The following is a 19,234-nucleotide window of genomic DNA, read 5'->3' on the forward strand; positions in this document are numbered from 1 at the left end:
CCTGCGCCGCGGGCGGCGGCTGCGGCGAGACCGGCCGGGGTGGGCACGAGGCTGGGGTGCACGGCCACGACCGGCACGTCGGCGAGGTGGAGGTCGGGCGCCCGGGCGGGGTCGGGCGCGGGCGGCGCGGCGACGTCGGCCCCGTGGAGGTGCCAGGCGCCCAGCAGGGCCACGACGAGGAAGACGGTGGTGACCACGGCGGCGTTGCGCAGCGGGTAGTCGACCATGCCGTGGGCCACCACGGCCACGAGGGCGGCGGCCAGGGCCACGGGCACGCCGGCGTCGCGGGGGTGCGGCCCGGCGGCCAGCAGCCGCGTGGCGCGCACCGCGGTCACCACGACACCGGCCATGAGCGCGAGGAGGGCGAGCAGGCCCGGCACGCCGTACTCGCTGGCCGCGGCGAGGAAGAGGTTGTGGGCGTGCTCGATCTCCAGCACGATGCCCTCCCCGCTCAGGCCGCGCGCGGCGTAGGGGAAGCCGCCGGGGCCCTGGCCGGTCACCGGGCGCTCGGCGAGCTGGCGCAGCGCCTCGGCCCAGATCTGGCCACGCTGGTCGTAGGGGTTGTCGCTGGCGTTGAGCACGCTGTCGAGGCGGGCCAGCAGCGCCTCGGCGATGCCGGCGCCCGCGAGCTGGAGCACCACCACGACCGCGAGGGCGGCCCCGGCCAGCGCACCGATCGGGCGGCGCGCCTGGGGGCTGAGCAGGGCCAGCGTGACGAGTCCGGCGACGGCCCCGATCCAGGCCCCGCGCGAGAGCGACTGCGCCAGCGCCGCGGCCAGCAGCCCACCGGCCACCAGGCACAGCAGCTGCTGGCGGCGCGAGGTCGCGGTGGTGCCGAAGCCGATGGCCACCACGAGCAGCACGGCGCTGAAGAGGCCGAGCTCGTTGGGCTGGGAGAAGACGCCCTGGGCGCGGCCGCTCACGACCGCGCCGCCGTAGAACGTTGTCGAGGGCCCCGAGCTCACCAGCGCCCAGCCGGCCGCGACCGCCCCGCCCGCCACGGTCGAGGCGGTGACGAGCACCAGCGCCCGGCGGCTGCGCAGGGCGCTGGCGGCGGCCACGGCGAGCAGCACCAGCAGCAGCAGCTGTACGTCGAGCCTGAAGGCCACGTCGCTGCCGCGGGCCAGCGGCGTGGCCAGCGCGGCGCTGAGCAGCATCGCCAGCAGCGGCACCGCCAGGGCGGGGGCCGGCAGCCGCAGCCCGTGCGTCAGCGCGGCGCGGCCCAGCAGGGCGACCACGGCGAAGGCCACCGTGAGCTGCACGACCTCGACGGGGCCGACCGGCACGGGGCCCAGCGGCAGGGTCAGCCCGACCGCCGCGAGCATCGTCTCGGGGCGGCGCGGCACCACCGCGGCCAGGCCGGTGGCCACGACCACCGCCACCACCGCGGCCGGGCCGAAGCGCACGCCGAGCTCGGCCAGCAGCAGACCGGCGGCGATCCCGCCGACCACGCAGCCCACGACGCAGGCCAGCGTGGTCAGCGCGGCGGGCAGGAGCGGCACCAGGGGCCGGAGCGGCCCCAGGAAGGCCGGTCCGCGGGCCGGTCGCGCGGGCGCGGCCGGCAGCAGCGTGGTCATCCCCGGGGCCCCCTGCCGTCGGCCGGCGGGGTGGTGCCGGTCGACGGGTCGGGCTCGGGGGCGGAGGCGAAGGCCGCGCGCTGGGTCGTGGTCCGGTGCGTGGCCGTGGACGTGGGGGCGGCGCCGGTGCGCGGCGGGCGCCTGATCGGGGTCGGCTCCGAGGCCGCCTGCTCCGGCGCCTCGGTGGCCGGCGCCTCGGCGACGGGGGGCTCGCTCGGCACGGCGGTGGGCGCGGCCTCGGGCGGGCCGTCGGGGGTGCGGTTGGGGGTGCGGGTGGTGACCTTGTGCACCAGGCGGCGCAGGGCGGGAGCGCTCTCGAGGGCGCGCCAGGCGCGGCGGTACTGCGGCATCAGCTTGACCCGGAAGGAGCGCAGGGTGTCGGTGGCGTTGACGTCGACGCGGGAGACCGCCATCGGCCCGGCGTCGTCGAAGACCGAGAAGGCCTCCAGGAAGCCGGCCGCGGCGACGGCGTCGCGGGCGGCGCGGTCGTGGGCGCCGTAGGGGTAGGCGAAGGACCGCACGCACCGCGCGGCCGGGGCGCCCAGGAAGTCGGCGAGCTCGGCGCGGGCCAGCGCCGTCTGGCGGTGCAGCTCGTCGGGGTCGATGCCCCGCAGGTCGCGGTGGTCGCGTCCGTGGAGGCCGATCTCGACGCCGCGCGCCGGCAGCTCGCGCAGCCGCTCGGGCTGGAGCAGCGGGCTGGAGGCGGGCTCGGGCAGCCAGGTGGCGGTGGCGCCGACCAGGCCCGAGGGCACGAAGAGCACCGCGGGCACGCCGAGCCGGTGCAGCACCGGCGCGGCGAGGTCGGCGACGGAGTCGAAGCCGTCGTCGATGGTGACCAGGACGGTGCGGTGCCCCGAGCGGCGTCCGGCGCGCACGTCGCGGTAGCCGTCGAGGTCGAGCGCCTCCCAGCCGTGGGCCAGCAGCCAGGTCATCTGCTCCTCGAGGCGGGCGACCTCGACGAAGAGGTTCTCCGGGTCGTCGGCGCGACGGGTGGTGCAGAAGCCGTGGTACATCAGCACCACCGTCGAGCGCGACGGGCGCAGCGGCGAGCGGCGACCGGGGGCCGCGGTGGAGCCGGTGGTGGCGGGCTGCGGCTCAGCCATCGGCGTGGCTGACGGTCGCGACGGTGCGCATCGACTCCACGACCCCTCGCGGCGCACGGTTGAGCACGACGCCGCGCACGGGGATGCCGTGGCGGGCCAGGCGCCGCGCGGCGCGGCGCACCCGATGCACCGGCGCCCCGAGCGGCACGACCAGCAGCACCGACGCGGCGTGGAGGCCGACGACGTCGGCGCCCTGGCTGCCGACCGGCGGGGCGTCGACGATCACGCGCTCCCAGGAGCCGGCGGCCTCCTTGAGCACCTCGCCGAGGCGGCGCTCGGTGAGGGCGTCGGAGCCGAGCTTGCGGCGCGTGCCGACGACGGGCACGCGGCCCTCGCGGTCGATGGCGGCCTCCAGGTCGGCGCGACCGGCAAGCACGTCGTCGAGGCCGACGTCCTGGGGGAGCAGCAGGTGCTTGCTCAGGCCGGTGCCCTCGAGGTCGCCGTCGATGAGCAGCACGGCCTCGCCGGCGTCGCTGGCCGAGCGGGCGAGCAGGAAGGAGATGGTGGTGCCGCCGGCGCCGAGCTCGCTGCCGAGCACGCAGATCGGGCCGCTCGGCGCGCTGCGCTCGCTGGCCAGCAGGCCGGTGCGCAGGGCGCGCGCGGCGCGCAGCACCTCGTCGTCGCTGACGACGTTGCGCCGCAGCAGGCCGGGCTGGGGGAAGCGGCGCATGCCGGCCACGACCATGGCGCCGGTGGCGGCCTCGGCGTCGCCGCCGGTGCGGATGCGGGGGCGCGCCAGCTCCACGGCGCAGGCCGCGCCCAGGGCGACCACGAGGGCGATGAGCAGGAGCACGGCCTCGAGCACGCGCTTGGAGGCGGTGAGCGGCGGGGCCTGGACGACGGCGGGGGAGAGCACCGAGACGTCGGTGGCCTCGTCGTCGGCGCCGAGCACCCGGGCGTGGGCGGCGACCGCGTCGGCGATCTCCTCGGCGCGCTCCTCGGTGGCGGCGTCGACCACGATGCGCAGGTTGGCCGAGTCGAGGCTGGACTCGACCGAGACCGCCCGCTCGAGCTCGTCGACGTCGATGCCGGTGTCGTCGGAGACGCCCTGCAGCCCCGTGGGCGAGGCGAGCAGCACGGCGTACCGGTTGACGGTGAGCTGCACCAGGTCGGGGTTGGCGTACTCCACCGACGCCGGGGTCACGCCGACGACGCTGACGGCCTCGGCGCGGGTCGGCTGGGCCTCGACCCACCAGATGCCCACGACCGCGACGGGCACGAGCACGAGCACCATCCACGGCCACCGCCAGCGCAGTGCGCGGCGAACTGTCTCGATCATCGTGCGGTTCCTCCTGCAGGCACGGCGAAACCTCCCCCCGGAGGAACTGTCGCTCCATGATCTACCCACGATGGGTGAGGGCCAATCTGAGGGACACGTCACGTGAGTCGTCCCCTCGGGCGCGGGGAGGCGTCCGGGGTCACCCGGGCGGGGGTTCCTGGCCGGCCCGGTGCGCCGATAGGCAGGACCCTGGGCGTGCCGGCCGCGGGGGTGGTGGGCCCCTGACGGCGTGCAGGGACGACGAGGAGGAGGCCGACGTGGCTGGTGGCGAGGACCTGACCAACACGGGCGCCGACACGGGTGCCGACCCGGGTGCCGACCCGGTGTCGCAGTGGGAGGTCGCGCGGCAGCGGGTGCGAGCGCTGGTGACCGGGCTCGACGAGGAGCAGGTGCAGCGCCACGTGCCGGCCTGCCCCGACTGGACCGTGCGCGACCTGCTCAGCCACGTCGTCGGTCTGCCCGTCGACGTGCTCGACGGCGACGAGCCCGAGGACCACGACCCCGCCTGGACCCAGGCCCACGTCGACCGGCGCCGGGGCCGCTCGGTGGCCGAGCTGGTCGCCGAGTGGGACGACGTCGCCCCGCGGCTGGTGGCCTGGATGGGCGAGCACGGCAGCCGCCCCCTCAACGACGTCGTCATCCACGAGCAGGACCTGCGCGGCGCCGTCGGCGAGCCCGGCGGGCGCGACACCCCCGGCCTGGCGGAGGTACGCCGGCGCATGGCCGGCCGGCTCGCCGACGCCGTCGCCGACCTCCCCCCCATCGCCCTGGTCGACCCCGCCCCCGAGGGCTGGCGCTGGTGCAGCCACGGCGGCGACGGCGGGGTCGACCCCGACGACGCGCCCGTGCGGCTGGAGGCCTCCGGCTTCGACCTCTTTCGCGCCCTCACCAGCCGCCGCACCGCCGACCAGTTGCGCTCCTGGACCGTGCGCGGCGACGTCACCCCCCACCTCGACGCCTTCGCCGGCCTCGGCGACCTCCCCACCGAGCCGCTCCCCGAGTAGCCCGTCGCGGTGCTCGCGGAGGGAGGAGCGCCAGCGACGACCTCCGGTGGTTGAGGAGGGAGGAGCGCCAGCGACGGCCTCCGGTGGTTGAGGAGGGAGGAGCGCCAGCGACGAGCGTCTCGAAACCACTCGTCGGGTGGGGGTGGTTTCGAGACGCTCGCTGGCGCTCGCTCCTCAACCACCGTGGGGCCTCGGTGGTTGAGGAGGGAGGAGCGCCAGCGACGAGCGTCTCGAAACCACCACCCCGCCGACCTACGATCCCTGCGTGCCCACCCCTCGCCCGCGACTCACCCCGGGCATCCGCCTGGTCGACGCGGTGATGCGCGCCAGCCCGTCGTTCTCGGTCGCGCGCATGGACCCCGCCCGCCTCGAGCGGGTCCAGGCCCTCGCCCTGCCCGACCGCGGGCCCGTCGGCCGGGTGCTGGGAGGGGTGCTGGGGCGGGTGCAGCCGGGGGTGGTCGTGCGGACGACGGCGTACCCCGCCGCCCACGGCGAGGTGCCCCTGCGCGTCTACACCCCGCCCGGGCCGCGTCCGGCCGCTGGGCGCCCGCTGGTGCTGGCCTTCCACGGCGGCGGCTTCGTGCTGGGCAGCGCGCGGCAGGGCGACTGGGCCTCCAGCGTGGTGTGCCGCGAGGTGGGCGCGGTGGTGGTCTCGGTCGACTACCGGCTCGCCCCGACCCACCGGTTCCCGGCGGCGCTCGACGACTGCCTCGGCGCGCTGCTGTGGGCCGTCGAGCACGCCGCGGAGCTCGGCGCCGACCCCGAGCGGGTCGCGGTGATGGGGGAGTCGGCCGGCGGCAACCTCGCGGCGGTGGTCGCGCTGCTCGCCCGCGACCGCGGCGGTCCGCGGCTGTGCCACCAGACGCTGCTCTACCCCGCCACCGACCTCACCGAGGCCCTGCGCGAGCACGACTCCTTCGCCGCCAACGACCACGGCGTGGTCGTCAGCCTCGAGGACCTCGAGGTCTTCCTGGACCACTACCTGCCCGAGCCGGGCCCCACCGCGGTCGACGCCTCCGACTGGCGGCTCTCCCCGCTGCTCGCGCCCGACCTCGGAGGCCTGCCCCCGGCGCTGGTCGTGGTGGCCGGGCTCGACCCGCTGCACGACTCGGGTGTGCGGTACGCCGAGGCGCTAGCCGCCGCCGGTGTCCCCGCCCGTGTCGAGGACTTCCACCGCATGCCGCACGGCTTCCTGGGCTTCCCCCACCTCGCCCGCTCCGCGCGCCCGGCCATGGACGCCGTCGTCGCCGCCCAGCGCGCGGCGCTGCGGTGATGCCGGCCGGCGGGCGTCGACTGGTCTAGTCGCGCCGGTTAAGACTGCGGTGGGACGGTAAAGAGCCGCGCGAGTCCCGGTCGGCTCCGGCCGCCCTTCAGCAGGGTGTGGGCGATTACCCGACCCGCCCGCGCTCGCGGGCGCTTCGTCCGAAAGGCACCACCATGCGCCTCCCCTCCCGTCCCTCCGCCCGTGCGATCGGCTCGCGACTCACCTTCGCCAACGTCACCTCCGGCCTCTGCCTGGCGGTGCTCATCGGCTCCGGCACCGCCCACGCCGCGGTGCAGGGCATGGTGCGCAGCGTCGACATCATCGACAACCGGGTGCGCAGCGTGGACCTGCGCGACAACGGCGTGAAGTCCGTCGACATCAAGGACGGCACGCTCCAGGCCGCCGACTTCGCCGACGGCGCGCTGCTGGTGGGCCCGCAGGGCGAGACCGGTGCTCAGGGCCCGCAGGGCGACACCGGAGCGACCGGCCCTCAGGGCGAGCGCGGCCTGACCGGTGCCACGGGTGAGCGCGGCCTGCAGGGGATCCAGGGAATCCAAGGCATCCAGGGTGAGGAGGGTCCCCAGGGAGTCGCCGGCCCCGCCGGCGCCTCTGGCTACGAGCAGGTCAGCGCCACCACGTCCCAGTCAGGCGGCGGCACCACCACGGTGGCCAGCTGCCCGTCCGGCAAGGTGCCCACGGGCGGCGGCTACCTCCTCGGCGGGACCACCGGCCCCGACTTCCGGCTGATCAGCAGCGGGATGTTCCAGAGCGGCGGCCCCGCGACCGCGTGGCGCGTCATCACCGAGGGCTCCACCGCCTACTCGGTGACCGTGATCGTCGCCTGCGTGACGGCGCCGCCGGTCAGCTGACCGCCGGCGTCAGGGGCTCGCTCCATGGGGGCGAGCCCCTGACGGGTGCTGGACGGGTGGCGGCCGTCGGCCCGAGGTCGAGGGCGCCCGATCCGTAGCGATCGCTACACTCGAGGGATGTCCCGACGCACCCAGCTGCTCGACCAGGTCACCGACCACGTGCTCGAGCACGGTCTGACCGGGCTGACGCTGCGCCCGGTGGCCGCGGCGATCGGCACGAGCGACCGCATGCTGATCTACCACTTCGAGAGCCGCGACGGCCTGGTCTCGGCGGTCATCACGCGCGTCACCGAGCGCGCCATCGAGATCGTCGAGGCCCTCCCGACCGCCCGCACCGTGCGCTCGGGGGTCAACCGGCTCTGGGAGACCTACCAGGACGAGCCGATGCACGGCTGCCTCACCGCCTACTGCCAGGCGGCGGCCACCGGCCTGATCGGCGACGAGCCCTACCTCTCCGAGGCCCGCGCGGCCAACGAGCGGTGGGCGGCCGCGCTGCGCACCTACTTCGTGCGCTGCGGCGCCCCGCCCCGCAAGGTGCGCCGCGTGGTCACGCTGGTCGAGGCGTCGCTGTCGGGCTTCCACCTCGACCTCGCCACCGACCGGCCCGAGTGGCTCGCCGCCGGCGTCGACGACCTGGCCCGCGCCGCGCAGGAGCTGGCGGGCCCGCGGGAGCGGCGTACGGCCTGACGTCCGGCGCCGCCCGACCCCGGATCCGGGCGTGACCTCGGCGGGCGTGTGACGTTGGTCTCCGCATGAGGTCCTCGCGCCGTCTCGTGCCCGCCGTCCCCCTCGCCGCGCTCGCGCTCGCCGCGGCCCTGCTCACCCCGGGCGTGACGCCCCTGGCCGGGTCCGACGCGCAGGCCGCGCCCACCGCGGCCGCGACCGTCGCGACGACGGCGCAGGAGGCGAGCCGGACGCCGGCGGCGCAGACCCCCGACCGGCGCCGGCTCCCGTCGCTGACCGAGTACGTCGCCCTCGGCGACTCCTGGACCGCCGACGTGGTGCTCGTCAACCGCGACGGGGTGCCCGACACCACGCACGTGCCGGTCGACTGCGCGCAGTCGCACCACAACTACCCCAAGATCGTGGCCGAGGCCCTCGGCGCCGACCGCTTCCGCGACGCCTCCTGCGGCTCCGCGACCACCCGCGACTTCCGCCGCCCGCAGACCGGGCTGCCGCTGGGCGGCACCAACCCGCCGCAGTTCGACCGGCTCACCCGCCGCACGGAGCTGGTGACCATCGGCATCGGCGGCAACGACGCCGGCATCGCCTCGGCGGGCCTCGACTGCCTCGGGGTGCTGCCGGTCGACAACCCGCTCACCGACTCCGGCGCGGGCCTGCCCTTCGGCGGCTGCAAGGCCAAGTACACCGCCGGCGGCACCGACCAGCTGGCCGAGCAGATCCGCGCCTCGGAGATCAAGCTCGTGCGGGCCTTCCGCGCCGTACACCGGCTCGCCCCGCGCGCCCGCGTGCTGGTGCTCGACTACATGGACGTCATCCCCGACCACGGCTGCTACCCGACCGTGCCGGCCAGCGACGAGGACATGGCCTACATCGCCGCAAAGTTCCGCCAGCTCAACCGCATGGTCGAGCGGGCCGCGCGGCGCGGGGGAGCCGAGTTCGTCGACACCTTCAGCCACACCGGTGGCCACGACCTGTGCCAGGACCCCGTCACCCGCTGGGCCGAGACCTACGGCCCCTCGGTCAACGACCCCGCCGTCGGCGTGCCCGCCCACCCCAATGCCGCCGGCGCCCGCGCCCAGGCCGCCGTGCTGCTGCAGTACCTGCGCGACACCGAGTGCTACTCCTGCTCCTGACCCGCCCTCGGGTGGCTGAGGAGCGAGCGGAACTCCGACGGTGGTTGAGGAGCGAGCGCCAGCGAGCGTCTCGAAACCACCCGACCGCCACGGTGGTTGAGGAGCGAGCGCCAGCGAGCGTCTCGAAACCACCCGACCGCCACGGTGGTTGAGGAGCGAGCCCTTCGAGACGCTCGCTGCGCTCGCTCCTCAGGGACCACGCCAGCGAGCGTCTCGAAACCACCCGACCGCCACGGTGGTTGAGGAGCGAGCCCTTCGAGACACTCGCTGCGCTCGCTCCTCAGGGACCACGCCAGCGAGCGTCTCGACACCACCCAGCCACCCACCCCCACCCGCACGCCCCGCGAGGATGACCCGGTGACCTCCCGCCTCGCCGCCGTGTCGCACGAGCGCATGCACCTGGCGCTCATGCTCGTGCTGACCTTCACCACCGGCATCGTCGACGCCGTGGGCTACCTCGGCCTCGACCGCGTCTTCACCGGCAACATGACCGGCAACGTCGTCATCCTCGGCATGGCGATCGTCGGCGCCGACGACCTCCCGGTGCTCGGGCCCGTGGTGGCCCTGGCGGCCTTCATGGCCGGCGCGGCGCTCGGCGGGCGGGTGCTGCGCCGCGCGGGCGGAGCGTGGACCGCGCGCACCACGCTGCTCTTCACCGCGGTGGCCGTCGTCTGCGCCGGTCTCGGGACGCTGCTGCTCGTGCTCGGCGAGACCCCGGGTGAGACCCCCGCCCGGGCCGTGGCACTGCCGGTCACCGCAGCCCTCGGCGCGGCGATGGGGGTGCAGGCCGCCACCGCGCGCTTCATCGCGGTCAAGGACGTCACCACCGTCGTGGTCACCTCGACCATCACCGGCCTCGCCGCCGACTCGGTGCTCGGCAGCGGCAAGGGCGGCGGCTCCGGGCGCCGCGTGCTCGCCGTCGCCCTGATCCTGCTCGGCGCCGCCGCCGGGGCCGCCTTGCTGCGCTGGCACCTCGGCGCTGGACTGGTCGTGGCCGGCGGCCTCGTCGCCCTCGCCACCCTGCTCGGCGCGGTCCACGCCCGCGTCGCCGCCCGGGCGACCCCCCGGGTGCCGGCGTAGCCGGACGGGCACTGTCGACCCTTCGGCGACCTCGTGCGGCCGAGCGCCGCGCAGTGGCGGGCCGCTATCCGGCTGCCGCCGGGGCGGACAGCGATAGTGCCCGTCCGGCTACGGCGACCCGACTGCGACGACCCGGCCGCTGTGGCCCCGTCGCGCCCGTCCTCAGCCGGCGAGGCTGGCGGCCAGCGCGAGCAGGTCGCGGTCGCGACCGGGGCCGGCGACCAGGCACACGCCGGCGGGCAGCCCGTCGCTGGTGGTGACGGGCAGCGACACGGCAGGCAGGCCGCCGAGGCCGGCCAGGCAGGTGAGGGCGAGGGTGGCCTCGCGCACGCGGCCGAGGTCCTCGCCGACGAGCGGGGCGACCGAGGGCGCGGAGGGCAGCACGAGCACCCGGTCGCCGACGAGCTCGCGCACCCGGGCGCGGGCCCCGGCGACGACGGCCTGCGCGGCGTCGGCCTCCGCGCGCGAGACCGCGGAGGCGGCGGCGAAGCGGCCGCGCACGTCGGGGCCGAGGGTGTCGAGCCGCTCGGCCAGCCAGGCGCCGCGCACCTGCCAGGCCTCCCAGGCCTGCCAGGTGGAGAAGGCGCGGCGCCAGGCGTCGAGCTCCCCGAGCGGCCAGCTCTCCCGCACGACCAGTCCCTGGTCGCCGATCCAGCCCTCCACCGCGGCGCGCACCGGCGGGGTGGCCAGCCCCAGAAGCTCGGGCACCACGACGAGGTCGCTCGAGCCGCCGGGGGAGTCGGGCAGCAGCACCTCGCCGACGAGGGCGAGCAGGTCGGCGTCGCGGGTCATCCACCCGACGGTGTCGAAGCTCGGCGCGAGCGCGAGGAGCCCGTGGGTGGCGATGGCGGCGTGCGTCGTACGGATGCCGTAGAGGCCCTGGTAGGCCGCCGGCACGCGGATCGAGCCGCCGGTGTCGGTGCCGAGACCGATGGTGGCGTGCCCCAGGGAGACCGCGGAGGCCGAGCCGGAGGAGGAGCCCCCTGACACGCGGTACGGCGCCCGCGGGTTGGGCGGGCTGCCGAAGTGGTGGTTGGTGCCGGCGAGGGAGTAGGCGAACTCGTCGGTGCGGGCGATGCCGCGCACCGAGGCGCCGGCCTCGACGAGCAGGTCGACGACGCGGGCGTCGCCGCGCTCGACGGGGGCGGCGGCCTCCCAGGCGGGGTTGCCGGCGCCGACGACCTGGCCGGCCACGGCGTAGAGGTCCTTGACCGCGAGGCTCTCCCCGGCCAGCGGGCCGCCGGCGGCGCCGGGCACGAGGGGGTCGCCGACGACGCGCCAGATGCGGCTGTCGAGGGCGGGGGCGGGCGCCGAGACGTGGGCGGCGGTGACGACCCAGCCGTCCGCGCCGCGGGCCCACAGCTGGGTCTGCTGACCGCGGCCGCCGCGCTCGAGCTCGGTGACGGCGACGACCAGGGCGTGGTCGGGGTCGGTGACCTGCACGTGGGTCTGGACGATCCGTCGCCGCGGCGCGCGGCCGTGCGAGCGGCGGAAGGCGCTGACCTGGTCGTGGCCCACGAGCAGCCCGGCGGCGTCGCCGCGCAGCGTGGTGGAGGCGTGCGCGAAGAGCCGGTCGAGGGTCTCGACGTCGTCGGCCATCAGGGCCCGCTCGTAGGCCCAGAAGGCCTCGACCAGGCCGTCGGGCACGGGCAGGCTCGGGCCGGTGGGTCCGGGGACGGGTCCGGGGGCAGTGGCGCTCACGCGCTGATCATCCCCCGCCGGACCGTACGACGGGCGCCGTGCCGCCCGTCGGTCGCCTCGGCCGCGGGCCTCGGCGGCGCGTCACCGGCCGGTCCCCACCCCGACGGGCGGTTCCCCGCAGGGCTCTCAGCCTGTTCTCTGGCACCTGTCGCGAGTGAACTCACCACGTCCGGGTGGTCGTTCCACCCGCAGGGGTGATCGCGGTCGCACGAGTCGGTCCGGACGAGGCCGACTCGTGCCCCATCGATCTCCCGGCGGGCTCAGACAGCGCTCGCGGTAGGGCCCGAGGAGCTGTCGGCGTCGTAGATGGCCGGCCCGGTGGCCGCCCACCAGCGCGCGGCGCGGGCCGACTCCTCCGAGGCCCGGGCCACCTCGGCCACGTGGCTGGGGCCCGCCATGCCGAGCGCGAAGACCGCCGAGGCCCTGACATCGGCATGGGGGGTCTCCCGGGCCACGGCGAGCAGCTTCTCGGCCTCGTCCTCGTCGAGGTGACGCTGGCCCAGCCCGACGCTGACCAGGGCCTCGCCCTGGAGACCGGAGCGGGGCTCGCCGACGGCGAGCGCCACGACCTCGTCACGCCGGTTGCCATGGCCCAGCACGAGCAGGGAGTCCCAGGCCCGGGCGGCGAGCACCTCGTTGACCCCGCCAGCCAGGGGCACGCAGGCGTCGGCGACCGCGGGACCGTAGGGGCTGAGCGCCAGCACGCGCCCGGCCATGCGGCGGCGCACGCCGTGCACGTGGAAGAGCAGCTCCTTGACCAGCTTCTCCAGCAGGGCGTCGGGCTCGGCCGGTCGCGCGGTGGGGGTGATGGCCTGGGCCTGGCCGGCGATCGTGCGGCACACCAGGTTGATGTGCTGGGCCGGCAGGAGCAGGCCCTTGTCGCGGGTGTGCTGGAGCCGGGGCCGCTTGGCCGGGTCGCGCAGGCCGCGCATGACCCGCTCGAAGCCGTCGTCGGGCAGGTGGGCGACCAGGTCGATGGTGTCGACCGCGGCGCGGGTGGTCTCGTGGGCGTCGAGGCGCCGGGCGGCGACCTTCTCCAGCTTGCGCAGCGACAAGGTGTCGAAGTGGCCCCGCGCGGCCTTGCCGGCGGCGACGCCGACGGCGGCCTCGCGCAGGGTGGCGTTGTCGCTGTGCAGCAGCCGCAGCACGAGGTCGCCGGCCGGGGAGTCGGGGATCTCGCGCAGCAGCGAGACCGCCGGGGCGGCGAGCTGCACGTCGGGGTGGGTCAGCCAGGAGCCCAGGGCGTGGAGCATGTGGGGGCGCGCGATGTCGTGGCCGATGAGGGTCACACAGGCCTCGTAGCGGCGCAGGTGGTCGATGCCCATCGTGCGCGAGAGCTCGTTGACCAGCCGACCGCAGAGCACCTGCCAGGAGTCGGCCATGAGGAAGAAGTAGTCGAAGCGGGCCAGCTCCACCGCGAGCTGCAGCCACTCCCCGCCGCAGAGGGCGTCGCCGGCCAGGGCGCGCTCGAGGAGGTCCTGCACCAGCAGCGGGCCCGTGTCCTCGTCGCCGTAGGACGCCCGCTCGGGCGGCGGGGGTGTGGAGGCGGAGTTGCGTAGCAGGCTGCGCGAGGTCGCCAGGATCGAGCCCGACGGCAGGCCGAGGGCCTGCTCGTAGGCGAGCACCACCTTGGTGGGCACGGCCTGCTGCCCCGACTCCCAGCGGCTGACGCGGCTGAGGTCGGCGGCCAGGCCGAGTCCCTTGAGCCTCTCCACGAAGGCCGAGCGACTGGCCAGCTCCAGGTCGCTGCCGAGCATGCGCGAGGTGGCCAGCAGCCAGGCGGTTCGGGGCCAAGCGCCGAAGGTGCGCGAGCGCAACGAGCTGGGGTCGTCGGGCATCTGCTGCGGACGGCCGCGTCGGCGGCCCGTCACGCTGAGCCCTGGTGGCAAGGGGTCTGTCGCTGCGGTGAGCGCGTCGGGGGGGACGCAACGCCCATGGTTGATCGTGCTCCTCACGTCGTCGTGCAGGAGAAAGGTAAGGGAGCACCTCGGGCTCCGTCTCAGGAACCACAACGACGGAGCGGCGCCATAGTTATTGCGGATCAAATTTCGGTACACATAAATGGGGGTGCCGAAGTCTTTACCTTCCTAAGGTCCTCGTTGTTTGGGTCTGCTCGGCAGGCCTGGGCCCGGGTCCCAGCGGGGACCTGGCGAGTCATCCGGCAGGTGTCGGAGGCTCACTTCACCTTCCGGAAGGAACATCTCCACATGAACAGCAGCGGCATCAAGCGGGGACTGGCCACCACGGCCATCGCCGCCCTCGCGATCACGGGTGTCCCCGCGATCGCCAACGCGGAGCCCCTCACCGCGGACCTCGCGAACACCGCGGTCGACCTCGTCGAGCCCGGCAACATCTCGGCCAACAACGATGGCACGAACAACACCTACCGTCTGACCGCTCTCGGCGGCACCAACGTGACCTCGGTGACGTTCTCCTACACCCTCGACAACACCGTCGACGAGCCGGTCTTCACGCCCATCGCGACGGTAAACCGCAACGACAACGGCGTCTTCTCCTACGAGTGGAACCCCTCCGGCATCGCTGGCGCCGACAACGTCGTCATTCGTGCGGACGGCCAGTTCACCGCCGCCAACATCAACGACATCGACGAGTCGGCTCCGGTTGAGGTCAACAACAACCTGGCCACCACGAACATCACCGAGGGTGACGCCCTCGGCGTCTTCCAGAGCCCCTACGAGGCCCGTCCCTACGGCAACCCGGTGATCGTCAAGGGCACGTCCTCTGACCCCGAGTCGCTTCCCACTCTCTCCTTCCTCGACGGCAGCCTTGCCGAGGGCAGCGAGTTCGTGCAGGGCGAGCAGCTAGTGGAATCCACCCTCGCTGCGGACGACACCGACGCTGAGTCGGGTGCGTGGGCCGGCGTGCTGGACATCACCGGTTACGACTTCACCGCCTCCAACAACCAGATCCTCGTGCAGGCCGCCGACGCGACCAATGACACCGAGGCCTTCGCGCTTTACCGCCAGACCATCACCACGGTGACGGCTGAGGCCGGCGACGCCAACGCCGACGGCGCCGAGGTGACCGTCACGGTCCTCGACCAGAACGGCGCGCCCATCGCCGGCGCCCGGGTCCTCCCCTCGAACGCGACCGGGGTCGGCGCGGCCGAGTTCACCGACGCCAACGGTGAGGCCACCTTCGACCAGGCTGGCGGCACCGTCTACTACTACGCTGACGCCACCGACGCCTTCGGGTACTCGGCCGCAGTGGGCGACAAGCGCTCCGCCGACGTCGTCGTCGAGGAGTACGTCCCCGCTGCCGACGCCCTCGAGGCCGAGTCGGACAACGGTGCGATCTTCGACTACGACGAGTACGACGCCGACGACATCACCGTCCAGATCGTCGACCAGCGCGGCGCCGAGCTCGAGGGCGACCAGACCGTCGAGTACTACTGGGAGTTCACCTCCTTCGACGGTGAGTCGGACCGCTTCCCGGCCGCCGACGCCGAAGAGGAGACCGAGGAGGTCCCCGCGACCAACGGCCTCGCCACCATCGAGCTGCCGACCTTTGAGGACGAGGACGGTAACCGCCTCGAGGGCACCTACACCCTCTTTGCCGGTGCTGTCGCCGACCCCACCACGGGCGAGGGTGCTGTCCCGGTCTCGGAGGTCCTCGAGGTCCAGGCAGGCCAGGCGGTCATCACCTTCGACGGCACCACCAACGACGGCCGCATCGCCGGCTCGGCCGGCGGCCAGGTCACCATCGCGGGCTCGCTCGCCCTGGACAACGGCGACGGCCCCGGCCTCCCCGCGCGTCCGGTCGACCTCAGCTACAACGCTGACGGTCTCGGCGACGCGGTCTTCGACCGCGCCACCGGTGTCGACACCGCCAACATTCGCGTCACCACCAACGCCAACGGCGAGTTCTCCGCTGTTCTCGACGACCCGGCCGCCGAGATCGGCGACCAGGCCACCGAGACCGGCACCGTGACCGCGGACACGGCCGCTTACACCGAGAGCCGCGCGGTCGACACGACCCCGGAGACCAACGACGCTGGTGCCATCAACACCGTGGACGTGGTCTTCGCTCAGGGTGAGGCCGCTGAGGGCACCACCGTTGAGATCGGCGGCGAGATTGCCGAGGGCGACGACGAGGACACCGACGTCGACGGCGAGCCCGGCACCCCCGGCACCGCCCAGCAGGGCGAGGTCCTCGTCCTCGACGAGGACGAGAACCCGGTCGCCAACCAGGTCGTCACCCTGACGGTCGACGGCGACACCTTCTTCACCTCTGGTGACGAAGAGGACGCCACTCCGGCCGAGGGCGACGAGACCGGCGAGCTCGAGTCGCTCGGCCAGTCCATCACGGTCGTCACCGACGAGGACGGCGTCGCGTCGTTCCTCGTGGCGATCGAGCGCTCGGAGGACTTCGACGACGACGGCGAGGCGGAGGACACCGTCACCGCCACGGTCGCCGGCGCCGACGCCTCCGACACCGAGGACGTCAACTGGAGCTCCACCGCCCCGCTGAACGGCGGCGACGTGGTCATCACGCTCTCGGACGACCGCTTCCAGCAGTCCGGTGTGCTCCCGCTCGCTCCGACCACCGACAACGTCGCCTACGACGTCACCGCGACCGACCAGTTCGGCAACCCGGTTGACGACGTTGAGGTCGCTATCGAGGTCGAGGGTGACGGCGTCAGCAACAACAGCTCCGTCACGACCGACCTGGTCGATGGGAACGCCGAGTTCTTCGTGTTCCCGACCGCGGCGGGCGACGTCACCCCCGTGGGTACCTGGGTGGACGCTCCCTCGTCTGTTATCGACGAGGACGGCAACGTTGACGATGCTCCCGTCGACATCGAGGGCGAGGGCCCGACGGTCACCTTCTACGAGGTGGACTTCGCCAACAGCACCTTCACGCTCTCGCAGCAGGGTGCTGACCGCGTCCCGGTCGGCAGCACGGTCATCATGACCTACACCGCGATCGACCAGAACGGTGAGCCGATCGAGCTGCAGGACGTCGACTTCCTGCGTGCCGGCCCCGGCGACGTGCAGGACGACACCTCGGGTGCCACCAACCCCACCGGAGAGGACGGCCAGGTCAACTACGTCTTCCAGGGTGCGACCGAGGGCGTCGCCAACGTGACCGCCATCGGCTACATCGGCGGCGAGGTCATCCCCGAGAGCCAGGCCAGCGACTCCGTCACCTTCGGCGACCCGATCGTGGAGCCCCCGGTTCGCGAGAAGATTCGCGCCAAGCTCAGCGCCAACAACAACGGCGCCAAGGCTGACCGTCTCCAGGTCACCACGGGCAAGGCCATCGCCGAGGGCGCGGTCGTCAAGTTCTTCCGCATCAAGGCCAACGGTGACCAGGTCCAGGTCGGTCGCGCCGTCCTCGGTGCCGATGGCAGCGTGAAGAAGAACGTGAAGGACACCAACGGCAAGCGGTTCTCGCGTTACGTCGCCAAGGTGCAGCAGACGGTCGACACCAAGTTCGCCAAGTCGAACGTCACCCGGGTCCGCTGACCCGCAGTCACCACGGGATGAGCCCCGGAGCGGCGGCGACAGCCGCTCCGGGGTGAGTCTCCCCGAGGCGTAAGCCTCACTTCTCCACCACGGTCGTTCACGGCCGGGAGACCCAGACGCGGTCCGGGCCATTCTCTGTTGCCGCTGCTTGAGAATGGTCCGGACTGCCTGGTCGCTCGATCAGGACCACGGTCCACCGGCTGCTCCACCGGGGCGCCGCACCTCGGTGTGGCGCCCCGGTGGGCATTTCGGGGCCGCCTACGAGCGGGAAGCCAGGACGGTCCGGGCCATTCTCTGTTGCCGCTGCTTCAGAATGGTCCGGACCGCCGCCCGCCACTGTAGTGAATGGGGTGCCCGCCACCCCCAGGCGCGCCCATCTCTGCTGCTCCTGGGCCTTGGGTGGCAGCACTTTGTGCATCCTGAGCCGATTTGCGGTAAAGCCTGCGGAGCAGCCAGAGCGAGGTCGAGGATGAGACCACACATCTCGCCCGGCTGCTCGGAGTCGGCTCACCGAAGGACTGCCGTGCGCCTCTCCCTCCGCTCTCTCGCCCGTGCTCGCAGCACGCGCCGCATCGCAGCTCTGTCGATCTCGGCCGGTCTGTTGGTCACCGGTGACCCCTCCTGCGAGTGGGATCCGCCGGCGCCCGTGCCGGACACCTCGGCGCCTCGGGTGATCATCGACGAGGGGCCCGAGAGCGGCGCGGTCGTCACGACGGCTCCTCGCTACGCGTTCTACTCGGCCGATCCCGACACGGTCCTCAAGGAGTGCCGCATCGACGCTGCCGCCTGGACCGAGTGCGCCAGCCCCTACACCGTGGACATCGCCGGCCTCGCCGACGCCGCCCACACGCTCGCGGTCCGCGCCACCGACAGGGTCGGCAACGTGGGGGAGCCGGCCAGTCGCACCTTCGTGCTCGACATCGTGCCCGACCCGGTCCCCGACGTCACTGCTCCGAGCGCGTCCATCGGGTTCCCGGTCGACGGCCAGCGGGTGGGCGCGGCTCCGGAGGTGGCGTTCTCCTCGCCGGACGAGGAGACCGTGGGCTTCGAGTGCTCCCTCGACGAGGACGCCTTCAGCGCCTGCAGCAGCCCGGTGGCCTTGGCCACCACGCCGGGTCGCCACGTGTTCGCCGTCCGCGCGGTCGACGCGGCCGGCAACCGGGGCGAGTCCGCCACGGTGGCCTTCCGGCAGTTCGAACCGGCTTGTGTGGCGGCTCGTGACGCCCTGCGCGCGGCTCGTGCGGCCGTCGTCCAGGCGCGCGCTACCCTCGCGGCCGCGGTCGACGCCGGCGACCGCCCCGCCATCCGAGAGGCCCGGGATGTGCGCGACGATGCGCTCGCGGACAGGTCTTCCGCACGCGACGCGGTGACGCTGGCCTGCTGACCGCAGCGACCGCCGACACGCGGGGGCGACGGGGCGACGGCGCGACGGGGCGACCAGCGTCACGCAACGCGCCTCCGTCCGGTCCGGTGTCGCACCGACCAGTGGTGGCACACTCGCCGCATGCGTTTTACTTCCGCGATCCTGGCTGCCCTGGCCCTCTCCGCCCTCCTCGTCGGATGCTCCGGCGACGAGGAGGGCGCCGAGGGCGGCGCGACGTCGCCGACGGCCTCGGCCAGCGCCCCCGCCGACGACGAGACCCGCGCCTGCGACGTCGAGCTCACCGTCACCGGTGCGGTCGAGGCCAGCTGGAGCGGTGGGGGCACGTCGACCAGGCCCCCCTCTGGCAGCCCCGAGGCCTTCTACACCGCCGAGTGGAAGGACGGCTCGGTGCAGGTGTTCTCCGAGGGCGGAGACATCACCAGCAGCGCCACCGTGGCCATCGGCGACGCGGCGTTCGCCACCGCGCCTGGGGAGGCCCAGGGGCTGGAGGTGCTCGGCGACGGCGAGACCGCCTCGGTCGACGCCACCGTCCTCGGGGTCGATGGTCAGGAGGCGACGCTGGTCGCCGACTTCACCTGCGGCAAGGCCCGCAAGGGCTGACGCCCCCCGGTGCAGGGGTCGGCACCTCTTTACCTCTGCCTGCGACGCCGTGTCCGTCGTTTGAGGA

14 protein-coding genes are annotated in these 19,234 nt (G+C 74.2%); 9 read left to right on the top strand and 5 right to left on the bottom strand.

Annotated elements, in window-relative coordinates; all coding sequences use genetic code 11:
* The 3 genes from LPA27_RS10660 to LPA27_RS10670 form a co-directional block, all read right to left on the bottom strand.
* On the bottom strand, nt 1-1,577 hold a 1,577-nt coding region (locus tag LPA27_RS10660; protein WP_228942403.1), incomplete at its 3' end, for an O-antigen ligase family protein.
* Nucleotides 1,574-2,680, bottom strand: a complete 1,107-nt coding sequence (locus tag LPA27_RS10665; protein WP_228942404.1) for a polysaccharide deacetylase family protein — start codon at nt 2,678-2,680, stop codon at nt 1,574-1,576. The genes LPA27_RS10660 and LPA27_RS10665, both read right to left, overlap by 4 nt.
* Nucleotides 2,673-3,959: a hypothetical protein gene (locus tag LPA27_RS10670; protein WP_228942405.1), complete on the bottom strand. Its 1,287-nt coding sequence runs from the start codon at nt 3,957-3,959 to the stop codon at nt 2,673-2,675. Before LPA27_RS10670 ends, LPA27_RS10665 begins: the two co-directional genes overlap by 8 nt.
* 257 nt (nt 3,960-4,216) lie before the next feature.
* On the opposite strand from LPA27_RS10670, the gene LPA27_RS10675 reads away from it, so the two are divergent.
* From LPA27_RS10675 to LPA27_RS10700, 6 genes are all read left to right on the top strand, one after another.
* A complete protein-coding gene (locus LPA27_RS10675; protein ID WP_228942406.1) occupies nt 4,217-4,963 on the top strand; it encodes a maleylpyruvate isomerase family mycothiol-dependent enzyme in 747 nt (248 codons plus the stop codon).
* Nucleotides 4,964-5,228: 265 nt separating this feature from the next.
* On the top strand, nt 5,229-6,236 hold the full coding sequence (locus LPA27_RS10680; protein ID WP_228942407.1) for an alpha/beta hydrolase: 1,008 nt from the start codon (nt 5,229-5,231) through the stop codon (nt 6,234-6,236).
* A 164-nt stretch (nt 6,237-6,400) separates the two neighbouring features.
* The gene (locus tag LPA27_RS10685; protein ID WP_228942446.1) at nt 6,401-7,096 is read left to right on the top strand and encodes a collagen-like protein; all 696 of its coding nucleotides are present in this window, start codon (nt 6,401-6,403) and stop codon (nt 7,094-7,096) included.
* A 117-nt stretch (nt 7,097-7,213) separates the two neighbouring features.
* Nucleotides 7,214-7,783 carry a TetR/AcrR family transcriptional regulator gene (locus LPA27_RS10690; RefSeq protein ID WP_228942408.1) on the top strand — a complete coding sequence of 190 codons (570 nt, stop codon included), beginning with the start codon at nt 7,214-7,216 and terminating at the stop codon, nt 7,781-7,783.
* 65 nt (nt 7,784-7,848) lie between these two features.
* Nucleotides 7,849-8,913 carry an SGNH/GDSL hydrolase family protein gene (locus LPA27_RS10695; RefSeq protein ID WP_228942409.1) on the top strand — a complete coding sequence of 355 codons (1,065 nt, stop codon included), beginning with the start codon at nt 7,849-7,851 and terminating at the stop codon, nt 8,911-8,913.
* A gap of 357 nt (nt 8,914-9,270) precedes the next feature.
* On the top strand, nt 9,271-9,993 hold the full coding sequence (locus LPA27_RS10700; RefSeq protein WP_228942410.1) for a DUF1275 family protein: 723 nt from the start codon (nt 9,271-9,273) through the stop codon (nt 9,991-9,993).
* Nucleotides 9,994-10,155: 162 nt separating this feature from the next.
* Here LPA27_RS10700 and LPA27_RS10705 read toward each other — a convergent pair whose 3' ends face one another.
* Both LPA27_RS10705 and LPA27_RS10710 read right to left on the bottom strand, forming a co-directional pair.
* Nucleotides 10,156-11,694 carry an AtzH-like domain-containing protein gene (locus LPA27_RS10705; RefSeq protein WP_228942411.1) on the bottom strand — a complete coding sequence of 513 codons (1,539 nt, stop codon included), beginning with the start codon at nt 11,692-11,694 and terminating at the stop codon, nt 10,156-10,158.
* Nucleotides 11,695-11,954: 260 nt separating this feature from the next.
* Nucleotides 11,955-13,565, bottom strand: a complete 1,611-nt coding sequence (locus LPA27_RS10710; protein ID WP_228942412.1) for a hypothetical protein — start codon at nt 13,563-13,565, stop codon at nt 11,955-11,957.
* 336 nt (nt 13,566-13,901) lie between these two features.
* On the opposite strand from LPA27_RS10710, the gene LPA27_RS10715 reads away from it, so the two are divergent.
* The 3 genes from LPA27_RS10715 to LPA27_RS10725 all read left to right on the top strand — a co-directional run bounded on the left by LPA27_RS10715 (nt 13,902) and on the right by LPA27_RS10725 (nt 19,167).
* The gene (locus LPA27_RS10715; protein ID WP_228942413.1) at nt 13,902-17,183 is read left to right on the top strand and encodes an Ig-like domain-containing protein; all 3,282 of its coding nucleotides are present in this window, start codon (nt 13,902-13,904) and stop codon (nt 17,181-17,183) included.
* 523 nt (nt 17,184-17,706) lie between these two features.
* Entirely contained in the window at nt 17,707-18,567 is an 861-nt protein-coding gene (locus tag LPA27_RS10720; RefSeq protein ID WP_228942414.1) for a hypothetical protein, read from the top strand.
* A gap of 120 nt (nt 18,568-18,687) precedes the next feature.
* The gene (locus tag LPA27_RS10725) at nt 18,688-19,167 is read left to right on the top strand and encodes a hypothetical protein (protein WP_228942415.1); all 480 of its coding nucleotides are present in this window, start codon (nt 18,688-18,690) and stop codon (nt 19,165-19,167) included.
* Nucleotides 19,168-19,234: the final 67 nt, after the last annotated feature.

The organism is Nocardioides sp. Leaf374, from assembly GCF_916862475.1.
Classification (GTDB): Bacteria; Actinomycetota; Actinomycetes; order Propionibacteriales; family Nocardioidaceae; genus Nocardioides; species Nocardioides kribbensis.